Here is a 20000-nt window from a genome sequence, read left to right as displayed (position 1 = left end):
CTGTCCGCGCCTTCGCCACGCCCGGAAGGAGAAACCCATGGGACAGCGTACGCCTCTGTATGACCTGCATCTCGCCCTTGGCGCGAAAATGGTCGATTTTGGCGGTTGGGACATGCCACTGCATTACGGCTCGCAGGTCGAGGAGCACCACGAAGTGCGCCGCGATTGCGGGGTCTTCGATGTATCCCACATGACCGTTATCGACGTTACCGGCAACCAGGCCAAGGCCTGGCTCCAGCATTTGCTGGCCAATGATGTCGAACGCCTGCACCGCCCCGGTCGGGCGTTGTACAGCACCATGCTCAACGAGCGTGGCGGCATCGTCGACGACATGATCGTCTATCGCCTCGAAGACCGTTATCGGCTGGTGGTCAACGCCTCCACCCGTGATCAGGATCTGGCCTGGATGCACGCACAACTGGCCGGGTTCGACGTGCAACTGCACGAGCGCACCGAGCTGGCGATGCTCGCCATCCAGGGCCCGCAGGCCCGGCACAGGATCGCCGAACTGGTCACCCAGTCCCGCGCCACGCTGATCCAGCACCTCAAACCGTTCGAAGCCGAAGTCGATGGCGACTGGTTCATCGCGCGCACCGGTTACACCGGTGAGGACGGGCTGGAAATCGCCTTGCCGGCCGAACAGGCGCCGGGATTTTTCAACGATCTGGTCGGTGCTGGCATTTCGCCGATTGGCCTCGGCGCCCGCGACACGCTGCGGGTTGAGGCGGGGATGAACCTCTACGGCCAGGACATTCATCAAGATGTCTCGCCGCTGGCGTCCAATATGGCCTGGAGCATTGCCTGGGAACCGGCCTCGCGGCAGTTCATCGGGCGGGCGGCACTGGCGGCGGAAAAAAACGCCGGCGTTGCGCACAAACTGGTGGGCCTGGTGCTTGAGGAGCGGGGTGTTTTACGCGCCCATCAGGTGGTTCGTATCGCCGATGTTGGCGAAGGAGAGATCACCAGTGGTAGTTTCTCTCCTACGCTGAGCAAATCGATTGCCCTGGCGCGTGTACCGATGGCCACAGCGGACCGCGCCGAAGTGGAAATCCGTGGCAAGTGGTATCCGGTACGGGTGGTCAAACCGACCTTCGTGCGCCATGGCAAAACCTTGATCTAACCTTTTCCGGCGGGCCTGACCGCTGACAATTTCTTGAGGACACCGAGCATGAGCAATATCCCCGCTGAACTGCGTTTTGCCGAAAGTCATGAGTGGGCACGTCTGGAAGCCGACGGCACCGTTACCGTGGGCATCAGCGATCACGCGCAGGAAGCGCTGGGCGATGTGGTGTTCGTCGAGTTGACCGAAGTGGGCAACAAATATGCGGCTAAAGATCAGGCCGGTGTGGTCGAGTCGGTGAAAGCCGCTTCCGACATCTACTCGCCGATTGCCGGTGAAGTGACCGCCGTCAACGAAGAGCTGAGCGCTTCGCCGGAACTGCTGAACTCCGACCCGTACGGTGCGTGGATCTTCAAGCTCAAGCCCGATAACGCGGCTGATCTGGACAAGCTGCTCGACGCTGCCGGCTACAAGGCGGCTATCGGCGAATAAGCAGACTGTAATACCTCAAAAGCCCCGATTTCTCGGGGCTTTTTTGTAGGCGTCAATCAGGCGTCGCGCAATACCGCTTTCACCGCCGCCACCGAACGCTCGACATCGTCCTTGGTCATGGTGGTGAACATCGGCAACGACACGATCAGCCGTCCGACCCTCTCCGCCACCGGCAACATGCCTTCCTTGAAGCCGCGCTCGCGGTACAGGCTCAGCAAGTGAATCGGCGGGTAGTGATAGCCGATGCCGATACCCCGTGCCTGCATCTGCTCCATGAATGTCGCTCGCGCCGGCAAGCCGTCCTTGCGCTCCGGCAGGACCAGTTGGAACAGGTGCCAGTTGCTGTGGGTGAAGTCCGCAGGCGGCAGTTGCGCACCATAGGTCGCTTCAAAGTCATCGCCAAAACATTTGAAGTAGTGTCGGGCCAGTTCCTGACGATGGGCGGTCAGCGCCTCGATATGCGCGAACTGACCCAGGCCAATGGTGGCGGCGACATCGGTCATGTTGAACTTGCCACCGAGCACGTCGACGTCCAGACCATCGAAGCCGTTGCGCGTCACGCCCTGCAAACGGTACTTCTCCGCCAGCCGCGCTTCTTCCGGGGTGTTCAGCACCAGGCAGCCACCCTCGGAGCAGGTAACGTTCTTGTTGGCCTGGAAACTGAACGACACGAAATCGCCGGTGGAGCCGATGCGCTGGCCGTTCCAGCTCGAACCCAACGCTTGGGCGGCGTCTTCAACAATGCGCAGATTGTGTTTGCGGGCGATGGCGTACAAGCGCTGCATGTCCACCGGCAGACCGGCGAGGTACACCGGAATCAGCGCTTTGGTGCGCGGGGTGATCGCCGCTTCCAGTTGGTCCAGATCAATGTTGCGGGTCACCGGGTCGATGTCGGCAAACACCGGGGTGGCGCCGACTTCGAGGATCACGTTGGCGGTGGCGACCCAGGAAATCGGGGTGGTGATCACTTCGTCACCCGGGCCGATGCCGGCGATGCGCAGGGCGATTTCCATGGTGCAGGTGCCGGAGTTGAACGTGCGCACCGGGCGCCCGCCGAAGTATTCCGACAGCTGTGCTTCGAAGGCCTGGACCTTCGGCCCGCTGGTGATCCAGCCGGAGCGCAGCACATCGCCGACGGCGGCAATCGTGGCTTCATCAATGACGGGTTTGGAAAACGGCAGGAACGGCAGTTGGCTCATGGGGACTGGATCATCCGAAAGTTGGACGCCTGATGCAGGCGCTACAGCATGCCCCGGAACCCCTCTGCCGCCAAGCCGTGCGCGGCGGTATCGGCTGCTATGCTGGTTTGACCGTGTTGCATTGACGCCGAGCGCCAGCCAAGAGAGAGCCCGTCATGTCCCAGTTGCCATCCTTGAGCCAGTTACGCGACCCCGAAGCCTTCCTGCGCCGCCATTTGGGGCCCGACGCCGCCGAACAGCAGGCGATGCTCGATAGCCTCGGCCTCGGCAGCCGGGCCGAACTGATCGAGCAGACGGTGCCGCCGGGCATTCGTCTGAATCGGGCGCTGGATTTGCCGCCAGCCCTCGACGAACAGGCGGCGCTCGCCAAGTTGCGCGGTTATGCCGAGCAGAACCAGGTGTGGACCAGCCTGATCGGCATGGGCTACCACGGCACGCTGACGCCGACCGTCATTCTGCGCAACGTGCTGGAAAATCCCGGCTGGTACACCGCGTACACCCCGTATCAACCGGAGATCGCCCAAGGCCGTCTCGAAGCGTTGCTGAATTTCCAGCAACTGACCATCGACCTCACCGGCCTCGAACTGGCCAACGCTTCGTTACTCGACGAAGCCACTGCCGCTGCGGAAGCCATGGCTTTGGCCAAACGCGTGGCGAAGTCGAAGAGCAATCTGTTTTTCGTCGACGAGAACTGTCATCCGCAGACCATTTCCGTGGTGCAGACCCGCGCCGAAGGTTTCGGCTTCGAGCTGATCATCGACGCTGTGGATAACTTGAAGCAGCACCAGGTGTTCGGTGCGTTGCTGCAGTATCCCGACACCCATGGCGAGATTCGCGATCTGCGCCCGGTCATTGATCAGTTGCACGCGCAGCAGGCGCTGGCCTGCGTTGCGACGGATCTGTTGAGCCTGTTGTTGCTGACGCCGCCGGGTGAGCTGGGCGCGGATGTGGTGTTCGGCTCGTCCCAGCGCTTTGGCGTGCCCATGGGATACGGTGGCCCGCACGCGGCGTTTTTCGCCAGCCGCGATGAATACAAACGGGCGATTCCGGGGCGGATCATCGGCGTGTCAAAAGACGCTCGAGGCAATGTGGCGTTGCGCATGGCCCTGCAAACCCGTGAGCAACACATTCGTCGCGAGAAGGCCAACTCGAACATCTGCACCGCGCAAGTACTGCTGGCCAACATCGCCGGTTGCTACGCGGTGTATCACGGGCCGCAAGGCTTGAAACGCATCGCCCAGCGCGTGCATCGGCTGACCTGCATTCTGGCGGCGGGCCTTGAGCGCCACGGGATGCAACGGGTCAACGGGCAGTTTTTCGACACCCTCACCCTCGACGTCGGCGGCGTGCAGAGCGCGATCATCGACAGCGCCAGGGCAGCGCAGATCAACCTGCGGATTCTCGGGCGCGGTCGAGTGGGGCTGAGCCTCGATGAAACCAGCGATGAAAGCACAGTGGCCAGGCTGTTCGATGTACTGCTGGGTGCTGATCATGGGCTGAACGTCGAGCAACTGGACGCAGAAACCCTGGTGTCTGGCATCCCCGACACCCTCCAGCGCAAGACGCCTTACCTGCGCCATCCGGTGTTCAATGCTCATCACAGCGAAACCGAGATGCTGCGCTACCTCAAACAACTGGAGAACAAGGATCTGGCGCTCAACCAGTCAATGATCCCGCTGGGCTCCTGCACCATGAAACTCAACGCCACCAGCGAGATGATCCCGATCACCTGGCCGCAATTTGCCAACCTGCACCCGTTCGCGCCGCGGGAGCAGGCGGTCGGTTACACCTTGATGATCGAAGAACTGGAGCGCTGGTTGTGCGCGATCACCGGGTTCGAGGCGATCTGCATGCAGCCCAACTCCGGGGCTCAGGGCGAGTACGCCGGGCTGCTGGCAATTCGCAAATATCACGAGAGCCGGCAGCAGGGCGCGCGGGATATCTGCCTGATTCCGTCGTCGGCTCACGGCACCAATCCGGCTTCGGCGCAGATGGCCGGGATGCGCGTGGTGATCGTCGAGTGCGACGAGGCGGGCAATGTCGATCTTGAGGATTTGAAGGCGAAAGCGGCGGAGGCCGGGGACAAGTTGTCGTGCCTGATGGCGACCTATCCATCGACCCACGGAGTGTACGAAGAGGGCATCAGCGAGATCTGTGAAGTTATCCACAGGCACGGCGGTCAGGTGTACATGGACGGGGCCAACCTCAATGCACAGGTCGGGCTGACGCGACCGGCGGACATCGGCGCCGATGTGTCGCACATGAACCTGCACAAGACATTCTGCATTCCTCACGGTGGCGGTGGACCGGGCATGGGACCGATCGGCATCCGTGCGCATCTGGCACCGTTCGTCGCCAATCACCCGGTGGTGCCCATCGACGGGCCGCTGGCGCAGAACGGCGCGGTCAGCGCAGCACCGTGGGGCAGCGCGAGCATTCTGCCGATCAGCTGGATGTACATCGCGATGATGGGGCCGCAACTGGCGGATGCCAGCGAAGTGGCGATTCTGGCGGCGAACTACCTGGCGCAACATTTATCTGGCGCCTTCCCGGTGCTCTACACCGGGCGCAACGGCCGGGTGGCCCATGAATGCATTCTCGATTTGCGGCCGTTGAAGGCGCAGACCGGAATCAGCGAAGAAGACGTTGCCAAGCGCTTGATGGACTACGGCTTCCACGCGCCAACCATGTCGTTTCCGGTGCCGGGGACGTTGATGGTCGAGCCGACCGAGAGCGAATCGAAAGCGGAGCTGGACCGCTTTATCGGCGCGATGCTGAGTATTCGCGCGGAAATCACCGAAGTGCAGAACGGCAACTGGCCGGCGGAAGACAACCCGCTCAAGCGCGCGCCGCATACTCTGGCGGATGTCACCGGGGTGTGGGAGCGGCCTTACAGCCTCGAACAGGGCATCACCCCCGATGTGCATACCAAGGCGCATAAATACTGGCCGGCGGTGAACCGGGTGGACAACGTTTATGGCGATCGCAATCTGTTTTGCGCCTGTGTTCCGGTGGACGATTACCGCTGATCTCCCTGTGCCCCCCACTCCTGCAGAGGTTGTGTGGTGAACAGGGAATTACAGGCAAAAAAATGCCGCTCAATCGAGCGGCATTTCTATCGGTGCCAGGCTTACTCGGACGCTACCGCATTCTTCGCCAGAATCGCGTTCGCCAGTTCCATGTCCGTGGCCTGCAGGCCCGGGTTGTCGGCGCGGACTTTCTGCATCGCGGCTTCCAGGTACGGCCCGCGGATACCGCCATCGCTGGCGACGAAACTGCCGGCATCGTCCTGCGCGGCGATGATCAGCTTGTGATCCTTGAAGGTCAGGTAGGTCGAGCCGGTGGTGGCACCGGACGAGATGACGTTACGCCAAAAGCTGTCCGCCATGGCCGAACCAACGGGAAGGGACAGCAAGGCCAGCGTGGCAACAGCAAGTTTGAGACGCATGATGAGGTGACTCCTGGGGGTTAACTACGGCGTTGGATCGTGGTTCCCCGATCCGGTTCCGTGACGGGTTATTTCTGCTCGCTCTGGGGGGTCACCCGCAGCACTTCCTCGATGGTCGTCAGGCCGGCGGCGACTTTCTGCGCGCCGGACAACCGCAAGCTGCGCATGCCTTCCTTGAAGGCCTGGCGACGAATCGCGGTGAGGTCGGTGTCCGGGGTGATGAAGGCTTTGAGGCTGTCGCTCAATTGCATGATCTCGTAGACCCCGGCGCGGCCGTGATAACCGGTGTCGCGGCATTCCAGGCAACCGATGGCGCACTGCGCATTAGCCGGCAGCGGCGCTTGCCAGGGCCGGGTCAGGGTTTGCCAGTCTTCCTCGGCGAGTGTCAGTGGCGCCTTGCAGTGTGGGCACAAGGTGCGCACCAGACGCTGCGCCATGACCCCGAGCACCGTGGCTTTGATCAGGTAGTGCGGCACGCCGAGTTCCAGCAGGCGACTGATGGCGCTGGGCGCGTCGTTGGTGTGCAGGGTCGACAGCACCAGATGCCCGGTCAGTGCGGCCTGAATCGCCATTTCGGCGGTTTCCAGATCGCGGATCTCGCCAATCATGATGATGTCCGGGTCCTGCCGCATCAGCGCACGCACCCCGGCGGCAAAGCTCAGGTCGATGTTGTGCTGCACCTGCATCTGGTTGAACGCCGGCTCGACCATCTCGATCGGGTCTTCGATGGTGCACAGGTTGACCTCCGGCGTCGCCAGTTTTTTCAGGGTGGTGTAGAGCGTGGTGGTCTTGCCCGAACCGGTCGGTCCGGTGACCAGAATGATGCCGTTGGGCTGGCGGGTCATGTCTTGCCAGCGGCGCAGGTCGTCGGCGGAAAAGCCAAGCTGATCAAAGTCCTTGAGCAGCACCTCCGGGTCAAAAATACGCATGACCATTTTTTCGCCGAACGCGGTGGGCAGGGTCGACAGGCGCAGCTCGACCTCGCCGCCGTCCGGGGTCTTGGTCTTGACCCGGCCGTCCTGGGGTTTGCGCTTCTCGGCGACGTTCATCCGCCCGAGGCTTTTCAGGCGGCTGACGATGGCCATGGTCACCTGCGGCGGGAATTGATAGACGTTGTGCAGTACACCGTCGATGCGAAAACGCACCGTGCCCTGTTCGCGGCGCGGTTCGATGTGGATATCGCTGGCGCGCTGCTGGAAGGCGTACTGGAACAGCCAGTCGACGATATTGACGATGTGCGCATCGTTGGCGTCCGGCTCCTGATCGCTGGCGCCGAGATTGAGCAACTGTTCGAAATTGCCGAGGTTGCCGCTCTGCGCGTCGGCATTGCTGGCGCCGCTGACCGATTTGGCCAGGCGGAAGAATTCGACGCTGAAACGCTGGATGTCCACCGGGTTGGCGACGACCCGTTTGATCGGCAGCTTCAGCACATGGGTCAGGTCGGCCTCCCAGCCGTTTACATAGGGTTGTGCGCTGGCCACGGTCACCGAATCGCGATCGACCGCCACGGCGAGGATCCTGTGCCGCTGGGCGAACGCGTAGGACATCAGCGGGGTGATGGCGGCGACGTTGATTTTCAGCGGATCAATGCGCAAGTACGGCTGGCCGGCCTGTTGCGCCAGCCACAGGGTCAGGCTTTCCAGGTCCAGGTGTTTGCCCGGACGGCTGAGGTCGTCCAGTTGCTGGCTGGCAATGAACTCCAGTGGATGCATCTGACCCTGAGCGGCGTGGCGACGGCGCGCGTTCAGCGCCTGCTCCGCCGAGTCCTGGCTGATAAACCCTTGGGCGACCAGTTCACGCAAGACATCGTTGAGTTCCAGCCAGCGGTCCTGAGTGGCGAGTTGAACGGACATGCGGGCTCCTTTTGAACGTCAGTTCGCAAAGGATAGCCGTGGCCCCGCAGACCGTTGGGCCACTACCTGACCAAGCCGTTGCCGGATTTGTCAGCCAGCCGCCTGTGCGGGCGCATCCCACGCCGCTTCGGTGTTTTGCAGATTCACCGAGTACACGCTGATCAGGTTACGAAGTTTTTCCCCGATCACCTGGGCGCGATGCCAGCTCAGGCCACCCATGACGATGTCGATCGACAGCAGATCGTCGAGCCGCTGCACGTTGACCTGTTCGGGGGTGAGGAACTGCAGCGCGAACAGGTTCAGCACACGCACCAACAGATCCGGCTCGGCTTCGGCAAGCAGTTGGTAGTGCGCCAGGCAGTGGGGGTTGTTGACATGCCAGACGTCGGCACGGGTGGGGAGGCTGTTGACGGCTTCGAGGTGCGGCATGGCGGGGCTCCAGAATCAGTGGAGGAATTTTTACATTCGGCGCCGGGCATTTCTTGGCTAAGATCGGTGTTATTGACGATTGATCGACCTGATCAATTCGCAAAATCTTATATCTGAGGTTTTTCTATGCACAGCGAGCTGGACGTCTACGACCGCAAGATACTCGCGTTGCTGCAAGAGGACGCTTCGCTGTCCAGCGCGCAGATCGCCGAGCAGGTGGGGCTGTCGCAGTCGCCATGCTGGCGAAGGATTCAACGGATGAAGGAGGAGGGGATCATTCGTGGCCAGGTGACCTTGCTCGACCGCAAGAAGATCGGGCTGAACACGCAGATTTTCGCCGAGATCAAACTCAACGCGCATGGGCGTTCCAACTTCACCGAGTTTACCGAGGCGATTCGCGGTTTTCCGGAAGTGCTGGAGTGTTATGTGCTGATGGGCGCGGTGGACTTTCTGTTGCGCATTGTTGCGGCGGATATCGAAGCGTATGAGCGATTCTTTTTCGAGAAGCTGTCGCTGGTGCCGGGGATTCAGGAAGTGAACTCGATTGTGGCGTTGTCGGAGATCAAGTCCACGACCAGCTTGCCGGTTTGAGATTGAGCGGTTGTTTGGCTGGCCTCATCGCTGGCAAGCCAGCTCTCACAAGGTTCAGTGTTGGAATGCAGATAGCGTTTCAACACAAGACCTGTGGGAGCTGTCTTGCCAGCGATGGCGGACTTACATGCGCAGCAGCATTTTCCAGGCACGATTCTGGTAAACCGCAATCGCCTGCTGCTTGCGCGCATCGAGCAGTTCGTCAGTGATCGTCGGCTCGTTGGCCAGTTGCGCCAGTTTGTTCAACTCGCCGTACAGGCGATCCATTTCCGGGATCTCCAGCACGTTACGCGCGTGGTGCAGCCAGACCTGGATGCGCTCGATGCGCGGCAGTTGCTCGGCCAGATCTTCCGGCTGTTGCTGATAGCGCTGCAGTTGCAGGGCCGTGGCTTCTTCGCCCAACAGGCGCGGCAGCCAGCTGTGCAACTGAGCGCCACCCTGGCGGTTGCCACGAACGTTGCGCTCGGCGGTCCAGGTGCGGGCCAGCAGCCAGCGCGAGGTGGTCAGCGAGAACAGGCCCCAGCGTGGGTCTTCCAGCTCTTCGAGGAATTGTTCCGGCGCCGCTTTGCGCACGTCTTCGTCTTCGATACCGACCTGAACCAGCGGGCGCCAGTCTTCGAGCAACGCATCCAGCGCCACGCGCAGGTCGTGCGTCGACGGTCGCGGCGCAGCCTGGCCGAGGCTGCTGAGCAGGGCACGCATTTCCGCGAGGTTTTCGACCCAGTCCTGCAGCAGGCGCCAGTGGCCGTTGAAGCGATACTGTTCAGCCAGACGCTGACTGCTGCCAAGCAGATGCCAGCAAAGTGCGGCGAAGGCATCGTCGAGTTGGGTTTCCGGGGTCAGTTGCGGCGCCGGCAGGCTCAGCGAGTAGCTGTTGGCGTCGTACAGGCGGTAGCCGCGTTCGGCCTTGCTGATGTCGCACGGCATCAGGGCCAGGGTTTCGGCCAGTTCGGCGGCCAGTTCCAGCAGCGCGGCAGGCTCGCCTTCGCGCAGTTCCAGTTCCAGCTCGCAGATTTCTTCTTTCTGTTTGCCGACCACCACATGACCGAGGTCCAGCGCGGCTTCGATGACCACTTTGGCCTTGCCGCGGCCCCAGGCGATGTCCGCGCGCTCGCGGACGAAATCGGTGGTGAAGATCGGTTTCAGGGTTTTCTTGTCCAGCTCGGCCAGCGACTCGGGCCAGCATTCGCCGTCGAGTTTTTTCACATCGAGCTTGGCTTTGGGCAACTTCCAGTCGTACTCGTTACGCTCGGACAGACCGGCGATGCTCTGGCCGCGCGTCTTGAGGGTCTGAATCACTTCGTCACCGTCCTTGCGCAGGCGCAGGGCGACTTTGGCCTGGGCCAGGTCGCGCTCGGGGGTGTCGAAGTACTGGTTCATCAACTCACGGCGTTCCCAGCCATTTTTGTTGCGTTTTTTCAGTAGCGGGTGCTCGCGCAGGGCGGCGAGGGTTTCGCGGCTGACGCGGAGTTTGATTTCGGTTTCTTTCTGCATGGCCGGAAAATCCAGGATCGGGAGCGCAGCCGGGGGAATGTGTGGCTGCCAAGGTCGTGCAGTGTACAGGACTCAAACTTCCTACGCCCTGCGGCGGTTTATTCCTGGCGCCGGATGGCTCTATGATGGACTTCAATTCGGGAGTTGGAGTCAGCGATGCCTTTGCCGTCCATGAAAGACCAGTTCGCCGCGCTGATTGCCGCGCCGTCGGTCAGCTGTACCCAACCGAACCTGGACCAGTCCAACCGGGCGGTGATCGACTTGCTCGCCGGATGGCTGGGCGAGCTGGGGTTCAGTTGCGATATCCAGCAGGTCAGCCCCGGAAAATTTAATCTGCTCGCCAGTTTCGGCAGCGGCCCGGGCGGACTGGTGCTGGCCGGGCACAGCGACACGGTGCCGTATGACGATGCGCTGTGGCAGACCGATCCGTTGAAACTCACCGAAGTCGATGGCCGCTGGGTCGGGCTGGGCAGCTGCGACATGAAGGGCTTCTTCGCCCTGATCATCGAAGCCGTGCAGCCGTTGCTCGACCAGCCGTTCCGGCAACCGCTGCTGATTCTCGCCACTTGCGATGAAGAAAGCTCGATGTCCGGCGCCCGTGCGCTGGCCGAGGCCGGGCATCCGATCGGGCGCGCGGCGGTGATCGGCGAGCCGACCGGGCTCAAGCCGATCCGCATGCACAAGGGCATCATGATGGAGCGCATCGACATCCTCGGGCAGAGCGGCCATTCGTCGGATCCGCGCCTGGGGCACAGCGCCCTCGAGGCGATGCACGATGCCATCGGCGAACTGCGTGGCCTGCGTCTGTTGTGGCAGCGTGAATTCAACAACCCGCAGTTCAGCGTGCCGCAACCGACGCTGAACTTCGGCTGTATTCATGGTGGCGACAACCCGAATCGCATCTGCGGCCAGTGTTCGCTGGAGTTCGACCTGCGCCCGCTGCCGGGCATGGACCCGAAAGACCTGCGTGCGGAGATTCTGCGCAAGCTCAATCCGGTGGCCGAACGGCATCAGGTGAAGATCGACTACAAGCCGTTGTTCCCGGAAGTGCCGTCATTCGAGCAGGCTGCAGACGCCGAACTGGTGCGCATCGCGGAAAAGCTTACCGGTCACAGTGCCGAAGCAGTAGCGTTCGGCACCGAAGCGCCTTATCTTCAGCGCCTTGGTTGCGAAACCATCGTGCTCGGCCCCGGCGACATCGCCTGTGCGCACCAGCCCGGTGAATACCTTGAAATGTCACGTTTGCAGCCTACCGTGCATCTACTGCGGCAGTTGATTGAACATTACTGCCTGACAACGGGTACAGCTTCGCAGGAATGAAAGTGAACACTTGTAGGCGTGAGCCTGCTCGCGACAGCGGTGAGTCAGTCACCGAAGATATTGACTGAAACTCCGCTATCGCGAGCAGGCTCACTCCTACAAGGGATTGTGTTTTGCCAAACTAAACGCTGTAAATTGCCTGCACCCCAACCCGTATTCATGAGGAGAGCGCGCGTGTCGCCAAGCCTGTTCCGACGATAACCATCAGCCCGCTGTGCGTTTTCCGTTTCGCCCCTATTTCCGGCTGCTATTTATTACAGGCCCAGGTTCATGCCCGAATACGTCAATTGGCTTCGCCACGCGTCTCCTTATATCAATGCCCACCGCGATTGCACTTTCGTCGTCATGCTGCCCGGCGACGGCGTGGAGCATCCGAATTTCGGCAACATCGTCCACGACATTGTCCTGCTGCACAGCCTTGGTGTGCGTCTGGTGCTGGTGCACGGTTCGCGCCCGCAGATTGAAACCCGCCTCGCCGCCCGTGGCCTGACCCCGCATTACCATCACGGCATGCGCATCACCGATGCGGCGACCCTGGAGTGCGTGATCGACGCGGTCGGCCAGTTGCGCATTGCCATCGAAGCACGCTTGTCGATGGACATGGCTTCTTCGCCAATGCAGGGCTCGCGCTTGCGCGTGGCCAGCGGCAACCTCGTGACCGCGCGGCCGATCGGCGTGCTCGAAGGTGTTGATTATCACCACACCGGTGAAGTGCGCCGGGTCGACCGCAAAGGCATCAACCGCCTGCTCGACGAGCGCTCGATCGTGCTGCTGTCGCCGCTGGGCTATTCGCCGACCGGCGAGATCTTCAACCTGGCCTGCGAAGACGTCGCCACCCGCGCCGCGATCGACCTGGGCGCTGACAAACTGCTGCTGTTCGGCGCCGACCTCGGTCTGATCGACGAGAACGGCAAACTGGTGCGTGAACTGCGTCCGCAACAGGTGCCGGCGCATCTGGCGCGGCTGGGCAACAACTATCAGGCCGAACTGCTGGATGCCGCCGCCGAGGCTTGCCGGGGCGGGGTGGCGCGCAGCCATATCGTCAGCTATGCCGAAGACGGCGCGCTGCTGACCGAGCTGTTCACCCGTGACGGTGGCGGCACGCTGGTCGCGCAAGAGCAATTCGAACTGGTGCGCGAGGCGGCGATTGAAGACGTCGGCGGCCTGCTCGATCTGATCAGTCCGCTGGAAGAGCAGGGGATTCTGGTGCGCCGTTCCCGTGAAGTGCTGGAGCGTGAGATCGAGCAGTTCAGCGTGGTCGAGCGTGAAGGCATGATCATCGCTTGTGCGGCGTTGTATCAGATCGCCGATTCGGATGCCGGCGAGCTGGCGTGCCTGGCGGTGAACCCGGAGTACCGCCATGGCGGGCGCGGTGACGAGCTGCTGGAGCGCATCGAAACCCGTGCCCGGGCGCAAGGCCTGAAAACCCTGTTCGTCCTCACCACCCGCACCGCGCACTGGTTCCGCGAGCGTGGTTTTGAGCCAAGCAGCGTTGAACGCCTGCCAGCGGCGCGGGCGTCGCTGTACAACTATCAGCGCAACTCGAAGATCTTCGAAAAGACCCTCTGATTCATCAGGAATGGCGAGTGGGGGAGCGCGCTACAGGCTCCCCACATCGCTGCACCTGTTGTGCGAATGGATGGGCTGTCGGCAATCGGCAGAATAACCCGCCAATCTGAAACGCTCCTTCTGATTCCCGTCACTGCAAACAATGTCTGAAAAGACTGGGTTCATTGCGGCAATGACGGCGGCCTCGCTATGCATGAAAAAAAATCCATCGACACACAAACTGTAACAATTGATCCGGATAGTGCGCTGGGTTGACGGTTGGAGTGATGGAATTGTTTCCGGATCGCTTCAGTGCAAATCACCATAAACAGAGCCGTCTAATACTCTTCAGGAATTGACCGGGGCGTTGGCGTGGGGAGCGCCAGAGCTTGTAAATACGGGGTTTAAATTCCTAAAGGGTATTAGAAAAGAAGGTATCCATTCTTTTCAGTGTCATGACGAATTCATGAACCTGCATGGACCAAAAAACCGGAGATTAGACTATGGTCGTAGACACATAAGGTTACGATTGACTTGTGGGTCACGCTCTGGCGCTAATCGCTTACCTTCGAGACCCGGGCATCGATTCGGGCCAGGTAACAATAATTAGAAACGAGAGGAGCTTAACAATGAATAAGTCCACCTTGGCCGTGGCTGTGGCCTTTGGGGTATTGGCGCAGCAGGCAGGTGCCGCGGGTTTCATCGAAGACAGCAAGGCTTCCCTTAGTTCCCGCACCATGTATTTCAACAACGACAACCGCGATGGCGGCGCAGATCAGCGAGAAGCCGCGCAGGGTTTCAAGTTTGATTACCTGTCCGGTTTCACTCAAGGTACGGTCGGTTTTGGCCTTGATGTGCAGGCGCTCAGCGGTATTCACCTGGATGGTGGTCGTGGGCACCACCCGGACAATAACTCGTTCAATCCAAGTGACTCCGACGGTTCGGCCACGCAGTCCTGGAGCCGCATAGCGGGTAACGTCAAGGCACGTCTGTCCAAGACCGAAGCGCACCTGGGTGGCGCGCTGCAACCGAGCTTGCCGATTCTGGTCGCGAACGATAGCCGCCTGCTGCCTCAAACCTTCGAGGGCGGCACGATCACCTCCAAGGAAATCGACAACGTCACCTTCAACGCCGGTCAGCTTGAGCATGCCGTGGGCCGTGCCTCGTCAAACAGTACCGGCCTGGCAGTGGCCGGCGGTACCCAAGACAGCAATCAGTTCCGTTATGCCGGTGCTGACTGGAAGGTCACCAAAGACCTGACGCTGCAGTACTACCACTCGAACCTGCAGGACTATTACAAGCAGAACTTCTTCGGCCTGGTGCACGTCTTTCCGATCGACACCAATCAGTCGTTCAAGACCGATATCCGCTATTTTGACAGCAGCTCCGATGGCAAGAACGGGGACGCAGGCTACCGTTTCAATAACAACGGTGGTTATGCCAAGACCCCGGGCGAGGTCGACAACAAGACCTGGAGCGCCATGTTCACGTATACCTTGGGTGGCAACGCCTTCTTGCTCGGCCATCAACGCGTCAACGATGACGGTGGTTTCGTCTACCTGAACCAGGGCAACGTGGTCGATGGCAACGGTCGCCCTGAAGGTGCCGGCGGCGCCAGTTTCTACCTGTTCACCGACTCCATGATTAACGGTTTCGTCCGAGCGGGTGAAAACACCACTTTCGGTCAGTACTCCTATGACTTCGCAGGTCTGGGTGTACCGGGTCTCAAAGCCTCGATCGCTTACCTGCATGGTGACAACATCAAGGCAACGAATGGCACCGGTAGCGATATGTCCGAGTGGGAACGCGACATGCGGATTGATTACACCGTTCAACAGGGCACGCTCAAAGGTTTTGGTGTGACCCTGCGTAACGGTGTTTATCGCGGCAGCCAAATCAATATTGCCGATCAGGACCAGACCCGTCTGATCTTCAACTACACCTACAGCTTCCTGTAACACGTCATTAAAAAAACCTTGCCGCTCGGCAAGGTTTTTTTTGCGCATTTTTTTATATTCCAAAATATAAGCTCTAGCGCATTTTTTATTCTTTTTATGTTCTTCGACGAATGCTTAAAGTAGACCCGTTCAGCATTCAAAAGACGCTGCGGTGTTTTGGCATTTTCGTCCCTCGACAATTTGACGGGTTCAGGAATCGGTGTTGAAGCCGATACCTCCAGTCTGAGGTGCCTTCTATATGTCTTCGGGTTCTGAAAAAGAATGAAACAATTCTTTTGGGGACTATGCCGGGGTATCCTTTCGCGGCTTTGACTGGGGGTAAAGGGTCCGCCGCGATCAAGCGTTCAGGATTTCGGGCAATCGATCCGAAACCGACAGTAAAAAAAGCAAAAGAATTAGAAACGAGAGGAGCGATACATGAACAAGTCCACCTTGGCCCTGGCTGTGGCCGTAGGGGTTATGGCGCAGCAGGCAGGCGCCGCCGGTTTCATCGAAGACAGCAAAGCTACTTTGGGGCTGCGTAACTTCTACATCAACACTGATAACCGCGACTCCGGTGCTCACTCCACCCAGAGCAAAGCTGAAGAATGGGGCCAAGGCTTCGATCTGCGCTTCATCTCCGGTTATACCCAAGGCACTGTCGGCTTCGGTATCGACGCCATCGGCCTGTTGGGCGTACGTCTGGATTCGGGTGGCGGCACCAATGGGGCAACCAGCAGCACTTCGTACGGCGGCACGGTTTTCCCAAGTGAGTCCAATGGCAAAGCGGTTAACAACTTCTCCAGCCTGGGCCTGACTGCCAAAGCCAAGATCTCCCAGACTGAACTGAAGCTCGGCACCCTGCAGCCAAAGCTGCCAGTTATCGTGACCAACGATGGCCGTCTGCTGCCGCAAACCTTTCAAGGTGGCCAGATCACGTCCAACGAGATCAAAGACCTGACTCTGATTGGCGGTCAGATCGAAGCTGTGAAGGGGCGTAACTCCAGCAATAACGAGAACATGGCCATTGGCGGTGCAAGTGCTCGTACGGCTAACAGCAACAAGTTCATCTACGCCGGTGGTGATTACAAAATCACCAAAGACCTGACTGCCCAGTACTACTACGGCAATCTGGAAGACTTCTACAAACAGCACTTCCTGGGCCTGGTTCACAACTGGGCAATCGGCCCTGGCGTGTTGAAATCGGACTTCCGTTATTTCAACAGCTCCGATGACGGCTTGAACGGCCACGACTCGGCTTATTTCAGCAACGGTAATTACACCGGTTTCAATGCTGGCAAGGGCAAAGTCGACAACAACCTTTACAGCGGCTTGTTCCTGTATAGCGTTGAAGGTCATACCTTCGGCGGCGGCTACCAGGTCAGCAACGGCAGCAGTGACTTCCCTTGGCTGAACCAGGGTGACGGCTCTTCGGCTTACATCACCACCGACATGCAGATCGCCAAGTTTGCCCGTGCAGGCGAACGTACCTGGCAGGCTCGCTACTCCTATGATTTCGCCAAGGTTGGCGTGCCTGGCCTGACCGCCGGTGTTGTTTACCTGCGTGGCGACAATATCGACACCGTGGGTAAAAATGGTCTTGAAAACGGCCATGGCAACTCCGAGTGGGAACGTGACCTGACCATCGGTTACGTTGTGCCAGAAGGCCCGCTGAAAAACGTTGGCGTGATGTGGAAAAACGCTATGTGGCGCAACGACATCCCGGGTCAACGCGACCAGGATGAAAACCGCCTGATCGTCAGCTACTCGATCCCGCTGCTGTAATAGCGCGCTCCTGCACCTGATGTAAAAAAAGCCCCGTCCGGCATCGCGCCGGACGGGGCTTTTGCGTTTTCGAGTCAGGCCCACCCCCGTAGGCCTTTCCCGAAATTTCCCTCTTTACAGCAACTCAAGGCCTTCTCGAACCTTGCGACCGATGTTCGTCGGGTTGCCGTCGAGCGTCCAGTGAACAGAAGTTTAATATTCACTAATGATCTAGATATCTAGTTATTTATTCTTTTTCATGATGTCGAATCCCGAGCTACAGTTGAGTTCTCCAACAACTCATCAGGAGCAGCATCATGAGCCTCAGACTCGGCGACATCGCCCCCGACTTCGAACAGGATTCCAGCGCCGGCAAGATTCGTTTCCACGAGTGGCTGGGCGATAGCTGGGGTGTGCTGTTCTCCCACCCGGCCGACTTCACCCCGGTGTGCACCACCGAACTGGGCTTCACCGCCAAGCTCAAGGATGAGTTCGCCCAGCGTGGCGTCAAAGCCATCGCGCTGTCGGTCGACCCGGTGGACTCGCACCACAAGTGGATCGAAGACATCAACGAAACCCAGAACACCATCGTCAACTTCCCGATCCTGGCTGATGCCGATCGCAAGGTGTCTGACCTTTACGACCTGATCCACCCGAACGCCAACGACACGCTGACCGTGCGTTCGCTGTTCGTGATCGATCCGAACAAGAAGATCCGCCTGACCATCACCTACCCGGCGAGCACCGGCCGCAACTTCCACGAGATCCTGCGGGTGATCGACTCGCTGCAGCTCACCGACAACTACAAGGTGGCCACCCCGGCCAACTGGCAGGACGGTGAAGAGGTGGTGATCGTGCCGTCGCTCAAGGATGAAGATGAAATCAAACGACGCTTTCCAAAAGGCTATCGCGCGGTGAAGCCGTACCTGCGCCTGACGCCGCAGCCGAACAAGTGAGTCAGTGAGATTTGCGGTGTGGCCATAGTCCAGTCACCACGAAACCACGATGCAGGGGATTTCAGGCCGTTTCGACGGCCTTTTTTTTCGCCTGGAAGAAGGCTGAATACATATCTCCAAAACGCATAACCAAATGAATAAATATGATTTATGGATATATAAATCAGCTGGTAAGGTCACTCCCATCGAAGCGAGATCGCAACCTGCGAATCGCCTGTAACGCTTAAGGAATAGTCTCAATGCTGGTCGTCTCACTCGGTGGCAGTCCCAGCCAGCGCTCCCGCTCCGGAGTGTTGCTGGAGCGCTCGCAACGCTGGTTGCAACAGCAAGGGGTGGAAGTGGTGAGTTATCAGGTGCGGGACTTCCCGGCCGAAGACTTGCTTCACGCCCGCTTCGACAGCCCGAAGGTGCTCGACCTGCTGCAACAGATCGAAAACGCCGACGGCCTGCTGATCGCCACACCGGTGTACAAGGCTTCGTTTTCCGGCGCGTTGAAGACGTTGCTGGATCTGCTCCCGGAGCGCGCCTTGAACCACAAGATTGTCTTGCCGATGGCCACTGGCGGCAGCATCGCTCACATGCTGGTGGTCGATTACGCGCTAAAACCGGTGCTGTCGGCGTTGAAAGCCCAGGAAATGCTCCAGGGCATTTTCGCCGAGGACAGCCAGATCGCCTACGGCGAAGGCAGTGCCGCCGCACAACTGGCACCAGCGCTGGAGCAGCGTCTGCACGAAGCGCTGGATCAGTTTGTCAGTGCCATGGCCCGCCGGCCGAAACCGCTGGAGCCGGGCTTGTTGAATGAACGTTTATTGAGTGCTCGCTGGAGCATTTAAGCCTCACCGGAACTTGATGTAACTCACCTTACTCAGCCGCTAACGGTTAAGCAGGTGCAGCCAAAACCCAACAGCAAAATAGGAGAGCGCTATGCGCACTGTATTTTTGCGTCGTGGTCTGGTCGCTCTGTTTGCTGCGGCTGTCACCTTCGGCGCCATCACTCAAGCTCAGGCCGAGACGCTTCGAATCGGCTATCAGAAGTACGGCACGCTGGTGCTGCTCAAAGCCAAAGGCACGCTGGAAAAACGTCTGGCCGCCCAAGGCGTCGACGTGCAATGGACTGAATTCCCTGGTGGCCCGCAACTGCTCGAAGGCCTGAACGTCGGTTCGATCGACTTCGGTGTCACTGGCGAAACCCCGCCGGTGTTCGCTCAGGCTGCCGGCGCCGATCTGCTCTACGTCGCCTACGAGCCACCAGCGCCGAACAGCGAAGCGATCCTCGTACCGAAGGACTCGCCGATCAAATCGGTGGCCGATCTCAAGGGCAAGAAAGTCGCCCTGAACAAAGGCTCCAACGTCCACTACCTGCTGGTGCGTGCGCTGGAAGACGCCGGCCTCAAATACTCCGATATTCAAACCGTATTCCTGCCGCCCGCCGATGCCCGCGCCGCGTTCGAGCGTGGCAGCGTTGATGCCTGGGTCATCTGGGATCCGTACCAGGCCGCTGCCGAGAAACAACTGCAAGCGCACACCCTGCGCGATGGCAAAGGCATCGTCGACAACCACCAGTTCTATCTCGCGACCAAGCCCTACGCACAGAAGAATCCTGAGGTGATCAAGACCCTCGTCGAAGAAGTGCGCGCCGTCGGCGAATGGTCGAAGGCCAACCCTGAAGACGTGACCCAACAAGTCGCGCCACTGCTTGGTCTGCCGGCGGACATCACCCTGACCTCGGTGAAACGCCAGGGTTACGGCGCACTGTTCCTGACCCCGGAAGTGGTCGCTGCGCAACAGAAAATCGCTGACACGTTCTTCCAGCTCAAGCTGATTCCCAAGCCGCTGAGCATCAAGGATGTGATCTGGACACCACCGGCCGCTGTGGCCAAGGCGCAGTAATTCGAATCCCCAAGGAGAC

16 protein-coding genes are annotated in these 20000 nt (G+C 59.9%); 11 read left to right on the top strand and 5 right to left on the bottom strand.

What is annotated here, in order from left to right; translation table 11 throughout:
• The first annotated feature begins 37 nt into the window (after positions 1-37).
• Both gcvT and gcvH read left to right on the top strand, forming a co-directional pair.
• The gene (gene gcvT / locus ACXX9E_RS04190; protein ID WP_458555064.1) at positions 38-1120 is read left to right on the top strand and encodes a glycine cleavage system aminomethyltransferase GcvT; all 1083 of its coding nucleotides are present in this window, start codon (positions 38-40) and stop codon (positions 1118-1120) included.
• 48 nt (positions 1121-1168) lie between these two features.
• Complete coding sequence (gene gcvH / locus ACXX9E_RS04185; protein WP_186744091.1) at positions 1169-1552, top strand: glycine cleavage system protein GcvH; 384 nt, start codon at positions 1169-1171, stop codon at positions 1550-1552.
• A gap of 56 nt (positions 1553-1608) precedes the next feature.
• Here the strand turns inward: gcvH and ACXX9E_RS04180 are convergent, their stop codons facing one another.
• A complete protein-coding gene (locus ACXX9E_RS04180; RefSeq protein WP_458555063.1) occupies positions 1609-2751 on the bottom strand; it encodes a DegT/DnrJ/EryC1/StrS family aminotransferase in 1143 nt (380 codons plus the stop codon).
• A 155-nt stretch (positions 2752-2906) separates the two neighbouring features.
• Between ACXX9E_RS04180 and gcvP the strand changes: the two genes are divergently transcribed.
• On the top strand, positions 2907-5780 hold the full coding sequence (gene gcvP / locus ACXX9E_RS04175; protein WP_458555062.1) for an aminomethyl-transferring glycine dehydrogenase: 2874 nt from the start codon (positions 2907-2909) through the stop codon (positions 5778-5780).
• 101 nt (positions 5781-5881) lie between these two features.
• Here gcvP and ACXX9E_RS04170 read toward each other — a convergent pair whose 3' ends face one another.
• The 3 genes from ACXX9E_RS04170 to ACXX9E_RS04160 all read right to left on the bottom strand — a co-directional run bounded on the left by ACXX9E_RS04170 (position 5882) and on the right by ACXX9E_RS04160 (position 8481).
• Positions 5882-6202, bottom strand: coding sequence for a DUF2388 domain-containing protein (locus ACXX9E_RS04170; protein WP_171057234.1), 321 nt, complete (start codon positions 6200-6202; stop codon positions 5882-5884).
• 65 nt (positions 6203-6267) lie between these two features.
• Positions 6268-8052: a type IV pilus assembly ATPase TfpB gene (gene tfpB / locus ACXX9E_RS04165; RefSeq protein WP_267796541.1), complete on the bottom strand. Its 1785-nt coding sequence runs from the start codon at positions 8050-8052 to the stop codon at positions 6268-6270.
• A gap of 90 nt (positions 8053-8142) precedes the next feature.
• Positions 8143-8481, bottom strand: coding sequence for an ACT-like domain-containing protein (locus ACXX9E_RS04160; RefSeq protein ID WP_458555061.1), 339 nt, complete (start codon positions 8479-8481; stop codon positions 8143-8145).
• 126 nt (positions 8482-8607) lie between these two features.
• Here ACXX9E_RS04160 and ACXX9E_RS04155 point away from each other — a divergent pair, with 126 nt between their 5' ends.
• Positions 8608-9072 (top strand): Lrp/AsnC family transcriptional regulator, encoded by a 465-nt coding sequence (locus ACXX9E_RS04155; protein ID WP_458555060.1) that lies wholly within the window; start codon positions 8608-8610, stop codon positions 9070-9072.
• 123 nt (positions 9073-9195) lie between these two features.
• On the opposite strand, the gene ACXX9E_RS04150 is transcribed toward ACXX9E_RS04155, so the two are convergent.
• On the bottom strand, positions 9196-10566 hold the full coding sequence (locus ACXX9E_RS04150; protein WP_458555059.1) for a CYTH domain-containing protein: 1371 nt from the start codon (positions 10564-10566) through the stop codon (positions 9196-9198).
• A 156-nt stretch (positions 10567-10722) separates the two neighbouring features.
• On the opposite strand from ACXX9E_RS04150, the gene argE reads away from it, so the two are divergent.
• From argE to ACXX9E_RS04115, 7 genes are all read left to right on the top strand, one after another.
• Positions 10723-11886, top strand: coding sequence for an acetylornithine deacetylase (gene argE / locus ACXX9E_RS04145; protein WP_458555058.1), 1164 nt, complete (start codon positions 10723-10725; stop codon positions 11884-11886).
• 270 nt (positions 11887-12156) lie between these two features.
• Entirely contained in the window at positions 12157-13455 is a 1299-nt protein-coding gene (argA, locus tag ACXX9E_RS04140; protein ID WP_123469685.1) for an amino-acid N-acetyltransferase, read from the top strand.
• Positions 13456-14063: 608 nt separating this feature from the next.
• The gene (locus ACXX9E_RS04135) at positions 14064-15392 is read left to right on the top strand and encodes an OprD family porin (RefSeq protein ID WP_123469682.1); all 1329 of its coding nucleotides are present in this window, start codon (positions 14064-14066) and stop codon (positions 15390-15392) included.
• Between the two features lie 417 nt (positions 15393-15809).
• A complete protein-coding gene (locus ACXX9E_RS04130) occupies positions 15810-17156 on the top strand; it encodes an OprD family porin (RefSeq protein ID WP_123469680.1) in 1347 nt (448 codons plus the stop codon).
• 296 nt (positions 17157-17452) lie between these two features.
• Complete coding sequence (locus tag ACXX9E_RS04125; protein WP_123469679.1) at positions 17453-18091, top strand: peroxiredoxin; 639 nt, start codon at positions 17453-17455, stop codon at positions 18089-18091.
• Positions 18092-18330: 239 nt separating this feature from the next.
• The gene (ssuE, locus tag ACXX9E_RS04120; protein ID WP_085708988.1) at positions 18331-18924 is read left to right on the top strand and encodes an NADPH-dependent FMN reductase; all 594 of its coding nucleotides are present in this window, start codon (positions 18331-18333) and stop codon (positions 18922-18924) included.
• Between the two features lie 91 nt (positions 18925-19015).
• On the top strand, positions 19016-19981 hold the full coding sequence (locus ACXX9E_RS04115; RefSeq protein WP_007913834.1) for a sulfonate ABC transporter substrate-binding protein: 966 nt from the start codon (positions 19016-19018) through the stop codon (positions 19979-19981).
• Positions 19982-20000: the final 19 nt, after the last annotated feature.

The organism is Pseudomonas sp. GNP014, from assembly GCF_054344005.1.
The sequence above is the reverse complement of the archived record's forward strand: the minus strand, read 5'-3'. Positions and strand labels throughout refer to the sequence as shown.

What these genes read in the sequence shown, in the direction of transcription:
- argE (WP_458555058.1), top strand. Translation starts at nt 10,723, where the DNA reads ATGCCTTTGCCGTCCATGAAAGACCAGTTCGCCGCGCTGATTGCCGCG.
- ACXX9E_RS04115 (WP_007913834.1), top strand. Translation starts at nt 19,016, where the DNA reads ATGCGCACTGTATTTTTGCGTCGTGGTCTGGTCGCTCTGTTTGCTGCG.
- ACXX9E_RS04160 (WP_458555061.1), bottom strand. Translation starts at nt 8,481, where the DNA reads ATGCCGCACCTCGAAGCCGTCAACAGCCTCCCCACCCGTGCCGACGTC.
- tfpB (WP_267796541.1), bottom strand. Translation starts at nt 8,052, where the DNA reads ATGTCCGTTCAACTCGCCACTCAGGACCGCTGGCTGGAACTCAACGAT.
- ACXX9E_RS04125 (WP_123469679.1), top strand. Translation starts at nt 17,453, where the DNA reads ATGAGCCTCAGACTCGGCGACATCGCCCCCGACTTCGAACAGGATTCC.
- ACXX9E_RS04150 (WP_458555059.1), bottom strand. Translation starts at nt 10,566, where the DNA reads ATGCAGAAAGAAACCGAAATCAAACTCCGCGTCAGCCGCGAAACCCTC.
- ssuE (WP_085708988.1), top strand. Translation starts at nt 18,331, where the DNA reads ATGCTGGTCGTCTCACTCGGTGGCAGTCCCAGCCAGCGCTCCCGCTCC.
- ACXX9E_RS04155 (WP_458555060.1), top strand. Translation starts at nt 8,608, where the DNA reads ATGCACAGCGAGCTGGACGTCTACGACCGCAAGATACTCGCGTTGCTG.
- gcvH (WP_186744091.1), top strand. Translation starts at nt 1,169, where the DNA reads ATGAGCAATATCCCCGCTGAACTGCGTTTTGCCGAAAGTCATGAGTGG.
- ACXX9E_RS04135 (WP_123469682.1), top strand. Translation starts at nt 14,064, where the DNA reads ATGAATAAGTCCACCTTGGCCGTGGCTGTGGCCTTTGGGGTATTGGCG.
- gcvP (WP_458555062.1), top strand. Translation starts at nt 2,907, where the DNA reads ATGTCCCAGTTGCCATCCTTGAGCCAGTTACGCGACCCCGAAGCCTTC.
- argA (WP_123469685.1), top strand. Translation starts at nt 12,157, where the DNA reads ATGCCCGAATACGTCAATTGGCTTCGCCACGCGTCTCCTTATATCAAT.
- gcvT (WP_458555064.1), top strand. Translation starts at nt 38, where the DNA reads ATGGGACAGCGTACGCCTCTGTATGACCTGCATCTCGCCCTTGGCGCG.
- ACXX9E_RS04180 (WP_458555063.1), bottom strand. Translation starts at nt 2,751, where the DNA reads ATGAGCCAACTGCCGTTCCTGCCGTTTTCCAAACCCGTCATTGATGAA.
- ACXX9E_RS04130 (WP_123469680.1), top strand. Translation starts at nt 15,810, where the DNA reads ATGAACAAGTCCACCTTGGCCCTGGCTGTGGCCGTAGGGGTTATGGCG.